At 60.2% G+C, this 16,504-nt stretch carries 19 protein-coding genes; 13 read left to right on the forward strand and 6 right to left on the reverse strand.

What is annotated here, in order from left to right; translation table 11 throughout:
- Positions 1–47: 47 nt before the first annotated feature.
- From GPS82_RS03415 to GPS82_RS03430, 4 genes are all read left to right on the forward strand, one after another.
- Positions 48–197: a DUF2256 domain-containing protein gene (locus tag GPS82_RS03415; protein ID WP_363717001.1), complete on the forward strand. Its 150-nt coding sequence runs from the start codon at positions 48–50 to the stop codon at positions 195–197.
- Positions 139–1,512, forward strand: a complete 1,374-nt coding sequence (locus tag GPS82_RS03420; RefSeq protein WP_296490958.1) for a DASH family cryptochrome — start codon at positions 139–141, stop codon at positions 1,510–1,512. Before GPS82_RS03415 ends, GPS82_RS03420 begins: the two co-directional genes overlap by 59 nt.
- A gap of 18 nt (positions 1,513–1,530) precedes the next feature.
- Positions 1,531–3,105, forward strand: coding sequence for a cryptochrome/photolyase family protein (locus tag GPS82_RS03425; protein ID WP_296490961.1), 1,575 nt, complete (start codon positions 1,531–1,533; stop codon positions 3,103–3,105).
- Positions 3,106–3,174: 69 nt separating this feature from the next.
- Complete coding sequence (locus GPS82_RS03430) at positions 3,175–3,870, forward strand: SDR family NAD(P)-dependent oxidoreductase (RefSeq protein WP_296490964.1); 696 nt, start codon at positions 3,175–3,177, stop codon at positions 3,868–3,870.
- A 16-nt stretch (positions 3,871–3,886) separates the two neighbouring features.
- Here the strand turns inward: GPS82_RS03430 and lolA are convergent, their stop codons facing one another.
- Both lolA and GPS82_RS03440 read right to left on the reverse strand, forming a co-directional pair.
- Entirely contained in the window at positions 3,887–4,546 is a 660-nt protein-coding gene (gene lolA, locus GPS82_RS03435; protein ID WP_296490967.1) for an outer membrane lipoprotein chaperone LolA, read from the reverse strand.
- A gap of 82 nt (positions 4,547–4,628) precedes the next feature.
- Complete coding sequence (locus GPS82_RS03440; RefSeq protein WP_296490970.1) at positions 4,629–6,977, reverse strand: DNA translocase FtsK; 2,349 nt, start codon at positions 6,975–6,977, stop codon at positions 4,629–4,631.
- A gap of 64 nt (positions 6,978–7,041) precedes the next feature.
- Here GPS82_RS03440 and trxB point away from each other — a divergent pair, with 64 nt between their 5' ends.
- The 3 genes from trxB to rpmG all read left to right on the forward strand — a co-directional run bounded on the left by trxB (position 7,042) and on the right by rpmG (position 8,580).
- Positions 7,042–7,992: a thioredoxin-disulfide reductase gene (gene trxB / locus GPS82_RS03445; protein ID WP_296490972.1), complete on the forward strand. Its 951-nt coding sequence runs from the start codon at positions 7,042–7,044 to the stop codon at positions 7,990–7,992.
- A gap of 161 nt (positions 7,993–8,153) precedes the next feature.
- Positions 8,154–8,387, forward strand: a complete 234-nt coding sequence (gene rpmB / locus GPS82_RS03450; RefSeq protein WP_056667014.1) for a 50S ribosomal protein L28 — start codon at positions 8,154–8,156, stop codon at positions 8,385–8,387.
- 22 nt (positions 8,388–8,409) lie between these two features.
- Entirely contained in the window at positions 8,410–8,580 is a 171-nt protein-coding gene (rpmG, locus tag GPS82_RS03455; protein ID WP_182728949.1) for a 50S ribosomal protein L33, read from the forward strand.
- 111 nt (positions 8,581–8,691) lie between these two features.
- Here the strand turns inward: rpmG and GPS82_RS03460 are convergent, their stop codons facing one another.
- Positions 8,692–9,021 (reverse strand): hypothetical protein, encoded by a 330-nt coding sequence (locus GPS82_RS03460; RefSeq protein WP_296490978.1) that lies wholly within the window; start codon positions 9,019–9,021, stop codon positions 8,692–8,694.
- 192 nt (positions 9,022–9,213) lie between these two features.
- Between GPS82_RS03460 and GPS82_RS03465 the strand changes: the two genes are divergently transcribed.
- The 4 genes from GPS82_RS03465 to GPS82_RS03480 all read left to right on the forward strand — a co-directional run bounded on the left by GPS82_RS03465 (position 9,214) and on the right by GPS82_RS03480 (position 12,125).
- On the forward strand, positions 9,214–9,774 hold the full coding sequence (locus tag GPS82_RS03465; protein ID WP_296490981.1) for a glycine zipper 2TM domain-containing protein: 561 nt from the start codon (positions 9,214–9,216) through the stop codon (positions 9,772–9,774).
- Between the two features lie 61 nt (positions 9,775–9,835).
- Positions 9,836–10,072, forward strand: a complete 237-nt coding sequence (locus tag GPS82_RS03470; protein ID WP_296490984.1) for a PepSY domain-containing protein — start codon at positions 9,836–9,838, stop codon at positions 10,070–10,072.
- 23 nt (positions 10,073–10,095) lie between these two features.
- Positions 10,096–10,767 (forward strand): response regulator transcription factor, encoded by a 672-nt coding sequence (locus tag GPS82_RS03475; protein WP_296490986.1) that lies wholly within the window; start codon positions 10,096–10,098, stop codon positions 10,765–10,767.
- Positions 10,764–12,125 carry an ATP-binding protein gene (locus GPS82_RS03480; protein ID WP_296490989.1) on the forward strand — a complete coding sequence of 454 codons (1,362 nt, stop codon included), beginning with the start codon at positions 10,764–10,766 and terminating at the stop codon, positions 12,123–12,125. The genes GPS82_RS03475 and GPS82_RS03480 overlap by 4 nt, the downstream gene beginning before the upstream one ends.
- A 40-nt stretch (positions 12,126–12,165) precedes the next feature.
- Here the strand turns inward: GPS82_RS03480 and GPS82_RS03485 are convergent, their stop codons facing one another.
- From GPS82_RS03485 to GPS82_RS03495, 3 genes are all read right to left on the reverse strand, one after another.
- Positions 12,166–12,411, reverse strand: a complete 246-nt coding sequence (locus tag GPS82_RS03485; RefSeq protein WP_296490992.1) for a hypothetical protein — start codon at positions 12,409–12,411, stop codon at positions 12,166–12,168.
- 98 nt (positions 12,412–12,509) lie between these two features.
- On the reverse strand, positions 12,510–13,304 hold the full coding sequence (locus GPS82_RS03490) for a DUF3025 domain-containing protein (protein WP_296490995.1): 795 nt from the start codon (positions 13,302–13,304) through the stop codon (positions 12,510–12,512).
- A gap of 9 nt (positions 13,305–13,313) precedes the next feature.
- Positions 13,314–13,559 (reverse strand): hypothetical protein, encoded by a 246-nt coding sequence (locus GPS82_RS03495; RefSeq protein ID WP_296490997.1) that lies wholly within the window; start codon positions 13,557–13,559, stop codon positions 13,314–13,316.
- 119 nt (positions 13,560–13,678) lie between these two features.
- Here GPS82_RS03495 and GPS82_RS03500 point away from each other — a divergent pair, with 119 nt between their 5' ends.
- On the forward strand, positions 13,679–15,082 hold the full coding sequence (locus GPS82_RS03500; RefSeq protein ID WP_296490999.1) for an aspartate ammonia-lyase: 1,404 nt from the start codon (positions 13,679–13,681) through the stop codon (positions 15,080–15,082).
- A gap of 50 nt (positions 15,083–15,132) precedes the next feature.
- A complete protein-coding gene (locus GPS82_RS03505) occupies positions 15,133–16,458 on the forward strand; it encodes an anaerobic C4-dicarboxylate transporter (RefSeq protein WP_296491001.1) in 1,326 nt (441 codons plus the stop codon).
- Positions 16,459–16,504: the final 46 nt, after the last annotated feature.

The raw sequence follows: 16,504 nt of genomic DNA on the forward strand, positions 1-16,504 counted from the left end.
CGTTGGTCCACCTTGCTACTTCACTGTCAAACAAACCACTCATGAAAATGCGCAAGAAATCCGAGTTGCCCAGCAAAATTTGCCTCACCTGCGGCCTGCCTTTTGCCTGGCGCAAGAAATGGGAACGCGACTGGGACAATGTCAAATACTGCTCTGAGCGTTGCCGCCGCAGCGGCCAAGCCACCCCGCAAGGCTGACATGAACACCCTGATGTACTGGTTCAGAAACGACCTTCGCCTGCACGACAACCCGGCCTTCAGCCAAGCCGCCGCGCAGTGCAGCACGCTACTGCCGGTGTACTGCCTGGACAGCGCCAGCGCCGCCCACAACGGCGAGCAGCGTTGGGGCGTGATGCAGCCCAGCCTGCACCGTCAGAGGGTTCTGTATGACAGCCTGATCGACCTGGACACCCAGTTGCGCGCCATGGGCAGCGCGCTGACCGTGGTGAATGGCCCACCGGCCGAGATATTGCACAAACTGGCGCGGGCAGTGAACGCCACTGCCATCCACTGCGAGACCATTGCCGCCACCCATGAACAAAGCGAGCTGGACAAGCTGCAACACACCGGTGTTGAGGTGGTCAGCAGCTGGCAGTCCACCTTGTTTGACCCTGAGGCCCTGCCCTTCAAGGTGCAAGACTTGCCAGCGGTCTACACCCAGTTTCGCCGCGCGCTGAGCCGCGGCGATGTCACCCCTGTCCCCCCGATGCAGGCCCCCGCGCAATTGCCGCCCTTGCCCAAGACCGCTCACGGCTACCCCACGGTGTACCTGGTCAACCAGCTCGCCATGCTGGGCGACGGCAGCCCCGAGCCGCGTTCCAGTCTGCCCTATTTGCAGGCAGAATTTGCCGGGGGTGAGCGCGCGGGATTGGCCCATCTGGCGCGTTACTTTGCCAGCGAGCTGCCACGCCAGTACAAAGCCACGCGCAACCGGCTCACCGGCACCGATTTCTCCAGCAAATTGTCGGGATGGCTGGCCTCGGGCGCGCTGTCGGTGCGCCAGGTGGCGCAGGCGATGGCCACCTACGAGCAGCGGCAGGGTCCGAATGAAGGCACCGAGTGGCTGCTGCTGGAGCTCTTGTGGCGCGACTACTTTCGCCTGCTGCACCTGCAATACGGCGCCAAGCTGTTCAGGTACCGCGGCCTGCGCGACAAGGTGCCGCCGGTGCACCACGACCCGGCCCAGTTCACCCGCTGGTGTTTGGGCCGAACCGGTGAGCCGCTGGTCGACGCGGCCATGCACGAGCTGCTGGCCACCGGTTACCTGTCCAACCGGCTGCGCCAGGTGGTGGCCAGCTACCTGATTCATGAGCTCAGCGGCGACTGGCGCGCCGGGGCCGCCTGGTTTGAAGCCCAGCTGATTGACTACGACGTTTACAACAACCAGGGCAACTGGCTCTACATTGCCGGCATGGGCACCGACCCACGCGGCGGGCGGCGCTTCAACGTGCAAAAACAGGCCCTGGACCACGACCCCGATCAAAGCTACCAGCGCTTGTGGCAAACCGTGTAGCCCTGCGCCCCCATCACCATGACCAACCCAATGAACAGCATCACATCTCCGGCCCACACCCTGCGCCTGATTCTGGGCGACCAGCTCAACCCGCGGCACAGCTGGTTTGCCACGGTGCGGCCCGAAGTAATTTATGTGCTGATGGAAATCCGCCAGGAAACGGACTACGTGCTGCACCACGCGCAAAAAATCATCGCCATCTTTGCCGGCATGCGCGAGCTGGCGCGCCAACTGCAGAGCGCTGGCCACCGGGTGCATTACCTGACGATTGACGATCCGGCCAACCAGCAGAGCCTGACCGGCAACCTGAGCGCGTTGATCAGCCTTTACCAGGCGAACGCCTTTGAGTACCAGGACCCCGACGAGTACCGGCTGGACCAACAGTTGCAAGCCTTTTGTGCTTCCAGCCCATGTTTCAAAATCGTAAGCAGCTCTCAAGTTAATAGCGAGCACTTCTACACCCAGCGCGATGAAGTGGCCGAAATGTTTGTCAACCGCAAACAGTGGCTGATGGAAACCTTTTACCGCCACATGCGCAAACGCCACCGCGTGCTGATCGACGGGGCCGACAAACCTGCGGGCGGTCAGTGGAACTTTGACGCGGACAACCGCAAGCCCTGGAAAGGCACGCCGCCCGAGCCGCCCGATTTGCGCCCACGCCACGACCACCGCGCGCTGTGGGCCAGCATTCAGGCTGCAGGGGTGAAAAGTTTTGGCGAACCCCATGCGGAAGACTTTCGTTGGCCGCTTGACCGCGATGAGGCGCTGCAGCAGCTGGACCATTTCATCACCCAAGCGCTGCCATATTTTGGTGACTACGAAGACGCCATGAGCCGCAAGGCGCAGCGGCTGTTTCACTCGCTGCTGTCGTTTGCCCTCAATGTGAAGATGCTCAAGCCCGACGAGGTGGTGCAGCGGGTCGAAGCGGCCTGCCGCGCAGGCCAGGTCGAGTTGGCCGCTGCCGAGGGGTTTATCCGCCAGGTCGTTGGCTGGCGCGAATACGTGCGCGGCATTTACTGGGCGCAAATGCCGGGCTACGACCAGCACAACTTCTTTGAACACAGCACACCACTGCCCGAATGGTTCTGGACTGGCCACACGCGCATGAGCTGCCTGTCCGCCAGCATCAATGCCTCGCTGCAAAACGCCCACGCGCACCACATCCAGCGGCTGATGGTAATCGGCAACTTTGCCCTATTGGCTGGCCTCGATGTGCAGGCGCTGCACCGCTGGTATTTGGGCGTGTACATCGACGCGTTTGAATGGGTGGAGCTGCCCAACACGCTGGGCATGAGCCAGTTTGCCGACGGCGGCCTGCTGGCCACCAAGCCGTATGTGAGCAGCGCCGCCTACATCGACCGTATGAGCGACTACTGCAAAGGCTGCGCCTATGACAAAAAGCAGCGCCTGGGTGAAGCCGCCTGCCCGTTCAACGCGCTGTACTGGGACTTTTACCAACGCAACGCCAACAAGCTCGAGCGCAACCCGCGCATTGGCATGGCCTACCGCCAGTTGGCCAAGATGCCCGCCGACGAGGTGGCCGCGCTGCAAGCCCAGGCCACCCAAATCCGCCAGCGTCTTGACACGCTCTGAGCGCCGTTTGCAGTCCAACACTCGCCCAGACGCCAACACCCAAGCTGATCAACCCCTGACAAATTCACCATGAACACATTCCCCGACGGTTTTCGCGCGCTGGTCATCGGCGCATCGGGCGGCATTGGCCGCGCCATGGTGCAAATCCTGCAAGCCAACCCGCATTGCGCCGAGGTGATCGGGCTGCACCGCCAGTCTGACCCGCGCGTGGACTTTGACGATGAGGCCAGCATTGGCGCGGCGGCCGCACAATTGCGCGCCACAGGCAAATTTCACCTGATCATCAATGCCGTGGGCGTTCTGCACGCAGCGGACTTCATGCCAGAGAAAAAGCTTGGCGACCTGAACTACGCCCAGTTGGAGGTCACCTTTCGCGTCAACACCTTTGGCCCTGGCCTGGTGTTGCGCCACTTCGCCCCGCTGCTGGATGCAAAACGCAGCGTGCTGGCGGTGATTTCGGCCAAGGTGGGCAGCATCGAAGACAACCGCCTGGGCGGCTGGTACAGCTACCGAGCCTCGAAAGCGGCACTCAATATGCTGCTCAAAACTGCCGCCATTGAGGTCAGGCGCAGCAACCCGCAGGCGGTGCTGGTCAGTCTGCACCCCGGCACGGTCGACACCGGTTTGTCCAAACCCTTCAAGGGAGAACAAATTGGCCGTCCAGCCCTGGAGGCTGCCAGCGACATGCTGATGGTGCTCAGCGCCCTGACCCCAGCCGATACTGGCACATTTGTGAGCTACGCCGGCGAGCGGCTCCCTTGGTGAGGGCCGTGAAAATGGCTTACTGCCTGATCACATCCGCACCCGTTGGAATCTGGAAATTGAAGCTGCTCACCGGCAAGGCGGGGTTGACCTTGAAGCCGGCAAAGGACAACACCGAGCGTTGGCCAAAGCTGTCCAGAATTTCCAGCACCGCCAGGGTGCTGGTGGCGTTGGCGGCGTCCCCCGCCGCCTTGAAGCCGACCCGAACCGACTGCAACTGACCGTCATTTGATTTGGGTTTGGCCATCACCCACTGCAAGCCGTCCTTGTCGGGCGCATCGGACAGCACAAAATCTTCCTGCAAGGCCCGAACGTCGGCCGCCGAGGCGATCAGCGCCGCAGGCGTGGTGCCCAGCACCGCCGCCTGCTTGCGGGCAGTCACCTGGTTCAGGTCCACGTCGTGCAACCACAGCGTCTGGCCGTCCGCCACGATGGTTTGCACGAAGGGCTTGGCGTAGTCGAAACGAAACCGGTTTGGCCGGGAAAATTCAAACTTGCCGGTGGAGGTCTTGACCCGTGGCGCCTGTCCTTCCCGGGCCGGCGAGGTTACCACCTGGGTGAAATCAGCCTGGCCGGTTTTAACTGTTTTGACAAAAGTCTCCAGACTCTGCAGGCCACCAGCATTTGCTGAAATGGCGCAGGAGGCTGTTAAAAATAGCGTGATCAAACAACGTTTCACAAGTGTCCTTTTTTCGGTGGCCAGGCCGGTTGCTACCGCCTGGATGGCAGCGCTTCGCCCGCGACGACGTGATGGCAGCAAGTTAGTCGCTGCGCGCCGGTACCAGGATTTCACGCTGGCCACTGGTGCTCATGGTGCTCACCAGACCGGCGTTCTCCATGTCTTCCACCAGCCGGGCGGCCCGGTTGTAGCCGATTTTGAGGTGGCGCTGAACCAGCGAAATGCTGGCCTTGCGGTTTTTCAGCACCACTTCAACGGCTTGGTCGTAGAGCGGATCTTTCTCGCCGCCGCCCGTGCCGCCGTCGCCCATCGCCTCGTCATCAGCGTCGACAGTACCACCTTCCAGAATACCCTCAATGTAATTGGGCTCACCCTGGCTCTTGAGGTAAGTCACCACCCGGTGCACTTCTTCGTCGCTGACAAAGGCGCCGTGCACGCGAATCGGCAGACCGGTGCCACTGGGCATGTAGAGCATGTCACCCATGCCCAGCAGCGCCTCGGCGCCCATCTGGTCCAGGATGGTGCGGCTGTCGATCTTGCTGCTGACCTGGAATGCAATGCGGGTCGGGATATTGGCCTTGATCAGGCCGGTGATCACATCCACGCTGGGGCGCTGGGTGGCCAGAATCAGGTGAATGCCGGCGGCGCGGGCCTTTTGCGCCAACCGGGCAATGAGCTCTTCGATTTTCTTGCCCACCACCATCATCAAATCAGCCAGTTCGTCGATCACCACCACAATGTGCGGCAGGCGGTCGAGCGGCTCGGGCTCTTCCGGCGTCAGGCTGAACGGGTTGCCAATGTATTCGCCACGCGCCTTGGCTTCGTCCATCTTGGTGTTGAAACCCGCCAGATTGCGCACCCCCATCTTGCTCATCAACTTGTAGCGCCGTTCCATCTCGCCGACACACCAGGTCAGACCATTGGCGGCTTGCCGCATGTCGGTCACCACCGGGCACAGCAGGTGCGGAATGCCCTCATACACTGACATTTCCAGCATCTTGGGGTCGATCATCAGCAAGCGCACGTCGTGCGCCTCGGCCTTGTAAAGCAGGCTCAGGATCATGGCATTGATACCGACCGACTTGCCTGAACCGGTGGTGCCAGCCACCAGCACGTGCGGCATTTTGGCCAGGTCGGCCACCACCGGGTTACCCACAATGTCTTTGCCCAGCCCCATGGAAAGCATCGACCGGGCCTCATGGTAAACGTTCGAGCCCAGAATTTCCGACAGCTTGATGGTTTGCCGTTTGGCGTTGGGCAACTCCAGCGCCATGAAGTTCTTGCCGGGAATGGTTTCCACCACCCGGATCGACACCAGGCTCAAGGACCGCGCCAGGTCTTTTGCCAGACCCACGATCTGAGAGCCCTTGACGCCGGTGGCAGGTTCGATCTCATACCGCGTGATGACCGGGCCGGGCTGGGCCAGCACCACAGTGACAGTGACGCCGAAGTCCTTGAGCTTTTTCTCGATCAGGCGGCTGGTCATTTCCAGGGTTTCGGGGGACACGGTTTCCTGGCGCAGCAGCGCAACATCGAGCAGGTCAACCTGCGGCAGCTTGGTGTCGAGCAATTCATGAAACAGCGGCTTCTGCCGCTCTTTGGCCACACGCACGCTCTTGGGCGGATCGACCAGCAGCGGCTCAATCAGCACGGTTTTGGCAGGATGCTCCTGGCGCTCCTGGCGCTCTTCCACCAGCACTTCTTCCCGGGCCCGGGCGGCTTCCTGGCCCAAAGAAAGGTCTTGCGCCAGTTCAAGCTGCTCGCGCCGGTTTTCTATTCTTGAATAAAGCCAGGCGCCCAGGCGCTCGGCCAACTGGCCCCAGGAAAAACTGAACACCAGCGCCGATCCCACCACACCCGCCACAATGGCCGTCAGGGCCGAACCCACAAAACCCAGCCAATGCACGCTCAAAGGACCCAGCCAAAATCCAATAACCCCCCCCACATGGCCGGGCAATTGGGTTTCAAGGCTGTAAAAGCGGGACCACTCCAGCACCACGCTCCCCCCCAGCAACAAGGCCAGACCGCTCCAGAAAGCGACTTGCCGGCGAAGACGCGCCTCGTGCGGTGAAGCATTCGCCGACGCTTCGATAGCCTGCAGCGTATGGCCACGCAGCCAACGTGCCAAAGTGCTCAACCAGGCCCGCACCCCGGCGGCCACGCACCACCACACCGAAAACCCGAACAAAAAATAGCTGGCATCAGCGATCCAGGCCCCCAAATGCCCCACCAGATTGAGGGGCGAAGCCACCGTGCCCGAGGTGGACCAGGCAGGGTCCTGAGGGGAGTAGGTGAGCAGCGCCATGACCCACAAAACCAGAATCACAAATCCAAGAATCAAACCAATTTCATTGGCAAAACGGATCAGGCCAGTGCGTGCCAAACTGGCCTCTGAGGCAGAAGAATTAAAAGTATTGAGTGAATAAGTCATTTCCGTTTTCTTTAAACTCGGGGCTAATATACACGGCGCAGGCCACCACACCCAAGGTTTTAACATGACTGATACACGACACGCCCAGGTTCTGATCCTGGGCTCCGGCCCGGCCGGCTACACCGCCGCCATTTACGCCGCACGCGCCAACCTGAACCCGGTGCTGATCACCGGCATCGCCCAAGGCGGTCAATTGATGACCACCACCGAGGTTGACAACTGGCCCGCCGATGTCGATGGCGTGCAGGGCCCCGACCTGATGCAGCGCTTTCTGGCCCATGCCGAACGTTTCAAGACCGAGATTGTGTTCGACCACATCAACAAGGTTGATTTTTCCAAGCGCCCGTTTACCCTGACCGGTGACAGCGCCACGTACACCTGCGATGCGCTCATTCTGTCCACCGGCGCATCGGCCAAATACCTGGGGTTGCCGTCCGAAGAAGCTTTCATGGGCCGGGGCGTCTCAGGTTGCGCCACCTGCGATGGTTTTTTCTACCGGGGTGAGGATGTCTGCGTGGTCGGCGGTGGCAACACGGCGGTTGAAGAAGCGCTGTATTTGTCCAACATTGCCGCCAAGGTTTATTTGATCCACCGTCGTGACAAGTTCCGCGCCGAGCCCATCCTGATCGACAAACTGATGGACAAGGTGGCCGCGGGCAAAGTCGTGCTCAAAACCTTCAACACACTGGATGAAGTGCTGGGTGATGCCAGCGGTGTCACCGGCGTGCGCATCAAGAATGTCAGCACGCAGGCCACTGAAGACATCACGCTCAAAGGCTGCTTCATTGCCATTGGTCATGCGCCCAACACCGAGATTTTCCAGGGCCAGCTGGAGATGGCCGGTGGCTACCTCATCACCAAGAGCGGCAACCAGGGTTTTGCCACACAGACCAGCGTGCCGGGCATTTTTGCCGCCGGTGACGTGCAGGACCACGTGTACCGCCAGGCGATCACCAGCGCCGGCACCGGTTGCATGGCAGCGCTGGACGCACAACGCTTTCTGGAACAGGCCTGACCGCAGCCAGAGACACAGCGCAGGCTCCGGCTATAATGCCGGGCTTTGCTGTTGGTCCCGTGAGGGATTCTGGCAACAAACGGGTTACCGCCACCCTATTCTTGGCGAGGTGAGGCATCTGGCGACAGTCAGTGCCGTTTAAAAGTATCGGAGTGACCTCAATGGCACGCGTATGTGAAGTCACGGGCAAAGGCCCGATGGTTGGGAATAACGTTTCCCACGCCAACAACAAAACCAAGCGCCGGTTCCTGCCGAACCTGCAATACCGCCGTTTCTGGGTGGAGTCTGAAAACCGCTGGGTTCGCCTGCGGATCTCGAACGCCGGCCTGCGTTTGATCGACAAAAACGGCATCGACGCTGTGCTCGCAGACCTGCGCGCCCGCGGCCAGGCCTAAACCCATTTACTGAAAGAACATCATGGCAAGCAAAGGCGGACGCGAAAAAATCAAGCTGGAATCGACAGCCGGCACCGGTCACTTCTACACGACCGACAAGAACAAGAAGACCACTCCTGAAAAGCTGTTGATCAAGAAATTTGATCCCAAGGCTCGCAAGCACGTGGATTACAAGGAAATGAAGCTGAAGTAATTCAGGTTTCCAGACAACAAAAGGCCCGCTCGATGCGGGCCTTTTGTTGTCTGTCGTGGCGGCCATCGGTCTGGGCTGACTTGTTTTCCAGCCGAAAGTAGTTGGAAGCAGTTATTTGTAGCGTTCACGCATGACGCGGGAGTTCATCAACAGCCCGGCCGTCAGTGTGAGCAAGGCAACCGCGCCCAGAATGATGGCGGCCGTGGTCCATGGCCGCCCGATCTGTTGCCTCATCTGGACCAACAGCAGGGCCGCGATCAACCAATTCACCGTGGCGCCGTAGGCTGCCAGTTGCAGCAGCACCAGGCTCCAGCGCTTTTTGTACAAAAACAGCAGCGGCGCTGCCAGGCTGAGCGCAACCATGGCATAACTGCCTGCCCTGAAAAAATGGGCGGCCGTGAGCACTGTGGCAACGATGAAAAGGGCAATCCGAAAAGCCATGAATGTCATCCTGAAATAGTCAACCAGCTTCATTTTTGCATTGAATCGAAAGCCATCATGTCTGGCGATCGAACGCACTTGAAGTACTTTGATTGTTGGCGCAGCAGAAGCTCAAACAATTTCGATTCTGTTCAGCCTGGGTTCATGCCGGCGCGGGCAAACTGCATGCCATATCAACCCAAGGAACCTCCCATGAAAAGTCTCGTCATCGCCAGTGTGTTTGCCACCACCTTGCTCGGCGCTCATGCCGCAACCTTCAACGACAACGCGCGGGTGCGCAGCGCCGAACCGCAGTATGAAAACATCAGCGTGCCGCGCAACGAATGCAGCAGCCACTGGATCAACGAACCGGTTGGCCGGGTCAGCGCCCAGCCGCAAAATGGTCTTGACCGCCAATACGGCGGCGCCATTGTGGGCGGCCTGGCCGGTGGCGTTCTGGGTCACCAGGTCGGCAACGGGAGGGGAAAAGATGCTGCCACCGTGCTGGGCGTGGTGCTGGGCGCCATGGCCGGTGATCGACTTCAAAACAGTGCTGCGCAGACACAATATGACAACCGCCAATATGACAACGGGCGCTATGAGACGGCACAACGCGAAGTCCAGCGTTGCCGCACCGTGTATGACGCGCAAACGCGCATCACCGGCTACAACGTGGCCTACGAGTACCGTGGCCAGCAGTACACCACGTTCATGCAGAACAACCCGGGCAACAGTCTGCCGGTGCGTGTCAGCGTTGAACCGATTCAGCCCTGAGCAACCAGGCATCGGCGGTAGTACCATTGCCTGATTCAAACGCCCAAGATGCCAACACGCCATGAAGTTACTGACCCACGTGATCACTGCCCTGATGCTGGCGCTGTCACTGCCGGCCTGGGCCGATGTGAGCCGCGATGCCGCCGCTGGCATGGCGCAAAAAGCCACGGGCGGGCGCGTGCTGGCGGTGGAACAGACCGAGCGCGAAGGCCGCCCGGTCTGGCGCGTCAAGGTGCTCACGCCGCAGGGTGAAGTGATCGTGATGCTGATTGACGCTGCCAGCGGGCGCAGGCTTTAGCAAGGTCCGGGAGCAAGAGCTGTATGCGCGTGCTGTTGATTGAGGACGATGCGGTATTGCGACTGGGCCTGAAGCGCCAGCTCGAAGCCGAGGGTTACCGTGTTGACATGGCCACTGACGGTGAGGACGGTCTGTTTCAGGCCCGTGAGTACCCGCTGGATCTGGCCATTGTCGACCTGGGGCTGCCCAAGCTGAATGGACTCACGGTGGTGCAAACCCTGCGCGCCGAGGGCCGAACCCTGCCGATTTTGATCTTGACTGCGCGCGGCAGTTGGCAAGACAAAGTGCTGGGGCTTGAGGCTGGCGCTGACGACTATCTGGTCAAACCCTTTGAGTACCCCGAGCTGGCGGCCCGCATCAAGGCGTTGCTGCGACGCGCCCATCAGGCGGCATCGGAAGTGCTCACGCTGGGCACCCTGAGCATCGACTTTTCGGCCCAGGCTGTCCGCCTGAGTGGCGCGCCACTTGAACTGACCACGTTTGAGTACCGTATGCTCGAGTTTTTGGTGCGCGAGCGCGTCAGGGTCGTGAGCAAGCGGGAACTGTCCGACTACCTGTATCCGCACGATGAAGACCGCGACAGCAATGTGCTGGAGGTTTTGATGGGGCGGCTGCGACGCAAGCTCGACCCCGATGGCGTGCTGGCGCCGATTGAGACGCTGCGCGGACGCGGCTACCGCTTCGTGTTGCAGTGAAGACGCCGCTGTCCATCCGTGCCCGCCTGATCTGGGGTGCCCTTGCCGTGTTGCTGGTCTTTTTGGCCGGCGCCGGCTGGGCAGTTCAGCAAGCTTATCTGGACAGCCTGCGCACCCAGCGTTTTGCCCGCTTGCAAACCACCATTTACCTGCTGATGGCCGGGGCCGAACTGAATGCCCAAGGCGCGCTGGTGATGCCGGCCGCGCTGGCCGAGCCGCGGCTATCCCTGCCGGGTTCCGGGTTGTACGCCAGCATTGTCATTCCCGATCAAGGAGAAAAGTGGCAATCGCCTTCGTCGCTCGGACGCGCCCTCCCTTTCCAGAGCAACCAGGCACCCGGTCTGTGGCACTTTGACACCGTCAGTCTGCCCCGGGACCCAAGCGTCAATTCAACTCTTGCAGGTCAGACTTTTCTGTCAGCCAGCTACGCCGTCAAATGGTCTGTGAACGACCAGCCGTTGCCGCTGGTCTTTTCTGTGTTGGAAGACAAGGCCGAATTTGACAAGGAGTTGCAGACCTTTCAGTACACACTGTGGATCTGGCTGGGCGGCACCGGGTTGTTGTTGTTGCTCACGCAGACCCTGTTGCTGCGTTGGGGCCTGACGCCTTTGGCGCGCGTGGCACGGGAAATCCGGCATATTGAACAAGGCGAACAGGTCAGGGTCGAGGGCAGTTACCCGCGCGAGCTTGCCGGGCTCACCCAAAACCTCAACCTGCTGATGGACCAGGAACGGGGCCGGCAAACACGCTACAAAGATGCGCTCGATGACCTGGCCCACAGCCTCAAAACGCCGCTGGCGGCACTGCGTGCCTCGCTCGATTTACCTGACGAGTTGCCTGGCATGGTGGCGCAACAGGTGGCCCGGATGGACGATATCGTGGTGCATCAGTTGGGCCGGGCCGGTGCCGGCGGTGCCGCCCGGTTTGCACCTCAACTGGCGCTGGCACCCATCCTGAGCCGGATACGTGACACGCTGGCCAAGGTGTATGTCGACAAAAACCTGTCGTTTGCGCTGGACTGCCCGCCCGAGCTGAGCTGGCGCATGGATGAGGGCGATGCCTTCGAGGTGCTGGGCAACGTGCTCGACAACGCGGCCAAGTGGGCCCGGCACAGGGTGTTGGCGAGGGTCTGGATTGACGGCAAGCGCCTGTGCATTCGTGTCTGTGACGATGGCCCGGGCTTTGCCGACCCACAGGCGTTGCTGGCGCGCCGCGTGCGACTGGACGAGCAAATGCCCGGCCACGGCATCGGCCTGGCGGTGGTCAGTGACCTGGTGGCCAGCCATCAAGGCGAGTTCAACATATCGCGCGCTGATTTGGGCGGCGCACAAATTGACATTGTTTTGCACGCGGCCTGACACGACCACTGACAAGCCAAGCCGCCTGCTTGGCGGCCCGTTATTTTTCGTCGCTTGCCGGGCGCTGCTGTTGCATCGCCGCTTCAATCGACTGCTTGACCTGCTGACCAATTTGCTCGCTTTGCTGCTTTGGGGTCGCGCCCGGTGTGGTTTTTGGCACGAGCACCTGCGCCTCGTTCTGCGGCTGGATGCTGATATTGGAGACATCACTGAGTTGCTTCTTGGCCAAAAAGCCCACCAGTGCCACAACCACAAGCAGACCCAGAATGCTGAAAATTGCTCTCATAAAGTTTGCCTCAAAAAAATGATCCATCAAGCCCGCGCGGTGATGATGAAATGACGATCACTGGCAACCGGCGCCAACCAGATTGCCTTGCCATAAGTCTAGTTCAATGGGCAGGCCGCCAAGGCGCTCTGCGCTTTGGACGGTCGAAACACGCTGGCATCCCGATAGAACATCGGGTCTTCATTGGCCGACCACCAACCGGGCACACCCAACACCGGCAAATGGGCGAACGGCTTGGCGGCCAATCGGTCGGCAGTGAGATCACGCGCCAACCAGGCGTCCATGCTTGCCATTGAATCCTCTGCTGCCAAGACGCGGTAGACGTGGGCGGTGATCGATTTTCTGGGTGACACCAGTTTTTCCATCAAGGCATGGCCAAACAGCACCAGATCGGCCTGGCGCCACAGCGGGCGCAAATCAACAAACAGGCGCTGCCAGTCCTTGGCCACCAGGGCGTCCCATAAGGCGTCGGGGGCTTGCAACAGGGCCGCATTTTCGTCAAACAGCGTCAAGGCATCTCGTGCCGGCCCGCGCACGGGCTGGATGCCGCTGCGCTCAATCTGTGCCGCCTGCAAGACGTTCAAGCGCTTCTTGGTCAGGGGAAAGCCCTGCCACACCAGACCGTTGAAAAAGTCGTGCAAACCATCCCGGGTGGGCACGCGCTTGGTGTCAAAAATGTACTGCTCATATGCCGAGCCAGGCGGCAGTTCGCTTTGCGGCACAAAACACACCGGCGCCAGGGCAGCCTGGTTGAGTGCGGCGGGCTGCGCCACTCCGGCAAGCACGCTCTGCGCCACGCACTCGCCCCGGTCGCGCCACGGTGCCAGCCAGGGCGCAGACCAGTCGATGGCCGCCAGACCTGGCGCTACGGTGCATTTCGGATTCATCAACATGCTGGCCATTCAAGTGAGCGAAACAAAGGCAGGGTTGCGATCTTTGCGCTGTTGCACCTGATGAAACAGATGGTTTGCCAATGCAAAAAGTGCCTCCAAGTGTATGTCCTCAGCCGCCTGTTCATGCGCCATGGCAGCAAGTCGAACGATGGAACGCCGCCTGCAAGCAGCAAAAAACGGCACGGAACTTTTCACAATCTGGATGGGCGGCACCCGGCTGGCTTGGGGCTCGATGCAGGCAAAAGAGGTGATCACTATTAATGCATTTTGTGCATAAGGTCATCATTTACCCCCTTGGTGAGCGTTTTATCCTAGGGTATCTACCTAGAATTTTCCCCATAAACCAGATCATTCAACCCACTTTGGAGCATCAGATGAACTACCGGATCGAAAAAGACTTTCTTGGTGAAAAGCAGTTGCCCGACACCGCGTATTACGGCGTGCAAACCTTGCGGGGCAAGGAAAACTTTCACATCACGGGCATCCCGATGTCCACAGAGCCCTACTTCGTCAAAGCCTTTGGTTACGTCAAAAAGGCCGCCGCGTTGGCCAATCGGGATTTGGGTGTGCTTGAAGCCGACATTGCCAATGCCATTGCAGTCGCGTGCGACCGGGTGATTGCCGGCGAGATGTCCGATCAGTTTGTCACCGACTTCATTCAGGGCGGCGCGGGCACATCCACCAACATGAATGCCAATGAGGTGATTGCCAACCTCGCCCTGGAACACATGGGCCACAAAAAGGGCGAGTACCAGTACATCAGCCCCAATGACCATGTGAACTTTGGCCAGTCCACCAACGACGTGTACCCCACAGCGTTCCGGCTGGCGCTGATCATGCGGCTTGAGAGCTACATGGACGCGCTGCGGCGGCTGCAGGCGGCGTTCTTCGCCAAGGGCAAGGAGTTCGAAAAGGTTCTGAAAATGGGCCGCACCCACCTCCAGGACGCTGTGCCGATGTCGTTGGGCCAGGAGTTTCACGGCTGGGGCACCACCATGGGTGAGGAAGTGCAGCGCATCGCCGAGGTACGCCAGTTTCTGCATGAGATCAATCTGGGTGCCACCGCCATTGGTACCATGGTCACGGCAGCCCCTGGCTACCCGGAATTGGCGACCAAATACCTGTCCGAGCTGACTGGTGCCGAATTCATCCTGGCGGGCGACCTGATTGAAGCCACTTCGGACACAGGTGCCTATGTGCTGTTGTCAGGTGTCCTTAAACGCACCTCATCCAAGCTGACCAAAATCTGCAACGACATTCGTCTGTTGGCCTCGGGCCCGCGCTGTGGCTTTAACGAGATTCACCTGCCCCAGATGCAACCGGGCAGCTCGATCATGCCGGGCAAGGTCAACCCGGTGATTCCGGAAGTGGTCAACCAGACCAGCTTCCTGGTGATTGGGCTGGACCTGACGGTCACGCTGGCCGCCTCTGCGGGCCAATTGCAATTGAATGTGATGGAGCCGGTCATCACATTTGCGCTGTTCACCTCCATTTTCACCATGGAGAACGCGGTCAACAGCCTGAACGTCAACTGCATCCAGGGCATCACAGCCAATGCGGAGCACACGCGGGACATGGTGCTCAACTCGCTGGGCATCATCACGGTGCTCAAACCGTCTCTCGGCTACAAGCAGTGTGCGGAGATTGCCCGCGAGGGCTACGAGACCGGCAAGTCGTTGCACGACATTGTCGTCAATGAGCGCCAGCTGATGACCCAGCAGAACTGGGACGAAGTGTTCTCGTTCGAGAACTTGATCAGCCCAAAGTTCGAGCAATAACCATTACCCGGTCGGGTTTGCGCCCGCCATAGAAGAAAGAGGAAAAGAAAATGACTTTATCGATTGTTCTGCAATTCATGGTGGTGCTCGCCGCCATCTGGATGGGTGCCCGGTCATCAGGCATTGGCCTGGGTCTGTGGGGTGCGGTGGGCTTGATGGTGCTGATTGGCGCCTTTGGCATCACGCCGACGTCCCCGCCCATTGATGTCATGCTGATCATCCTGGCGGTGATCATGGCTGCCTCGGTGATGGAAGCGGCGGGTGGCATCGACTTTCTGGTCGGGATCGCCGAGCGCATCATTCGCGCCAACCCCAAATACGTGACGATCGTGGCACCGCTGACCACCTGGACGTTCACCTTCCTCGCCGGCACCGGCCACATCGTTTACCCCCTGTTGCCTGTGATTTATGAAACCGCGCACCGCAGTGGCATTCGCCCGGAGCGACCCATGGCCGTGGCCACCATTGCCTCGCAACAAGCCATCACCGCCAGCCCGGTGGCCGCCGCCACTGCGGCCATGATCGGGCTGTTTGCTGAAAAAGGCATCACCGAGTGGGGCCTGCGGGAGATCCTGCTGATCTGCGTCCCGGCCACCCTGATCGGCGTTGTCGCCGCAGCCATTGTTTCGATGTTCATCGGCAAGGACCTGAAGGACGACAAGGTTTACCAGGCACGTCTTGCCGCTGGCGAGATTCCCGCACCGCAACCAGCCTCTGAACGCCCGCCCCTCAAGCCTGCGGCGAAACTTGCAGCTTTTGTTTTTCTGACCGGTGTGGCCTTGGTGGTGCTTTTTGGCTTCTTCCCGGAGTTGAGGAGGCTGCCCGGTGCAAAAGCGCCACTGTCGATGCCCATCGTCATCGAAATCATCATGATGTCGATCGCTGCCATCATGCTGCTGGTGACCAAGGTACCCGTTGACGAGGTGCCAAAAACCGCCACGCTGCGTGCCGGTGTGGTTGCCGTCATCGGCATTTTCGGCCTCGCCTGGCTGGGTGACAGTTTCATCTCGGCCAACAAGGACTTGATCATTCCCGCCATTGGTGAATGGGCGAAAGTGGCGCCCTGGACGTTTGCCTTCGGCTTGTTCTTTGCGTCGGTGTTGCTCTACAGCCAGGCGGCCACCACCCGGGCGCTCATGCCGCTTGGCGTTGTCTTGGGGATTCCTCCGCAGTTCCTGATCGGCATGTTCCCGGCAGTCAATGGTTACTTCTTCATCCCGACCTACGGCTCGCTGATCGCCGCCATCAATTTTGACCTGTCAGGCACCACAAAAATCGGGCGCTACGTGCTGAACCACTCGTTCATGATTCCAGGTTTGGTGGCCACGACGGTGTCTGTTGCCGCCGGCTTGGTGATCGCGAACGCTCTCTTTTGATTGAACATCCCGACAATTAATCGCGCATTGCCGCCCCACTGCGGAC

The sequence above is a fragment of the Rhodoferax sp. genome (genome assembly GCF_011391645.1).
Classification (GTDB): Bacteria; Pseudomonadota; Gammaproteobacteria; order Burkholderiales; family Burkholderiaceae_C; genus Rhodoferax.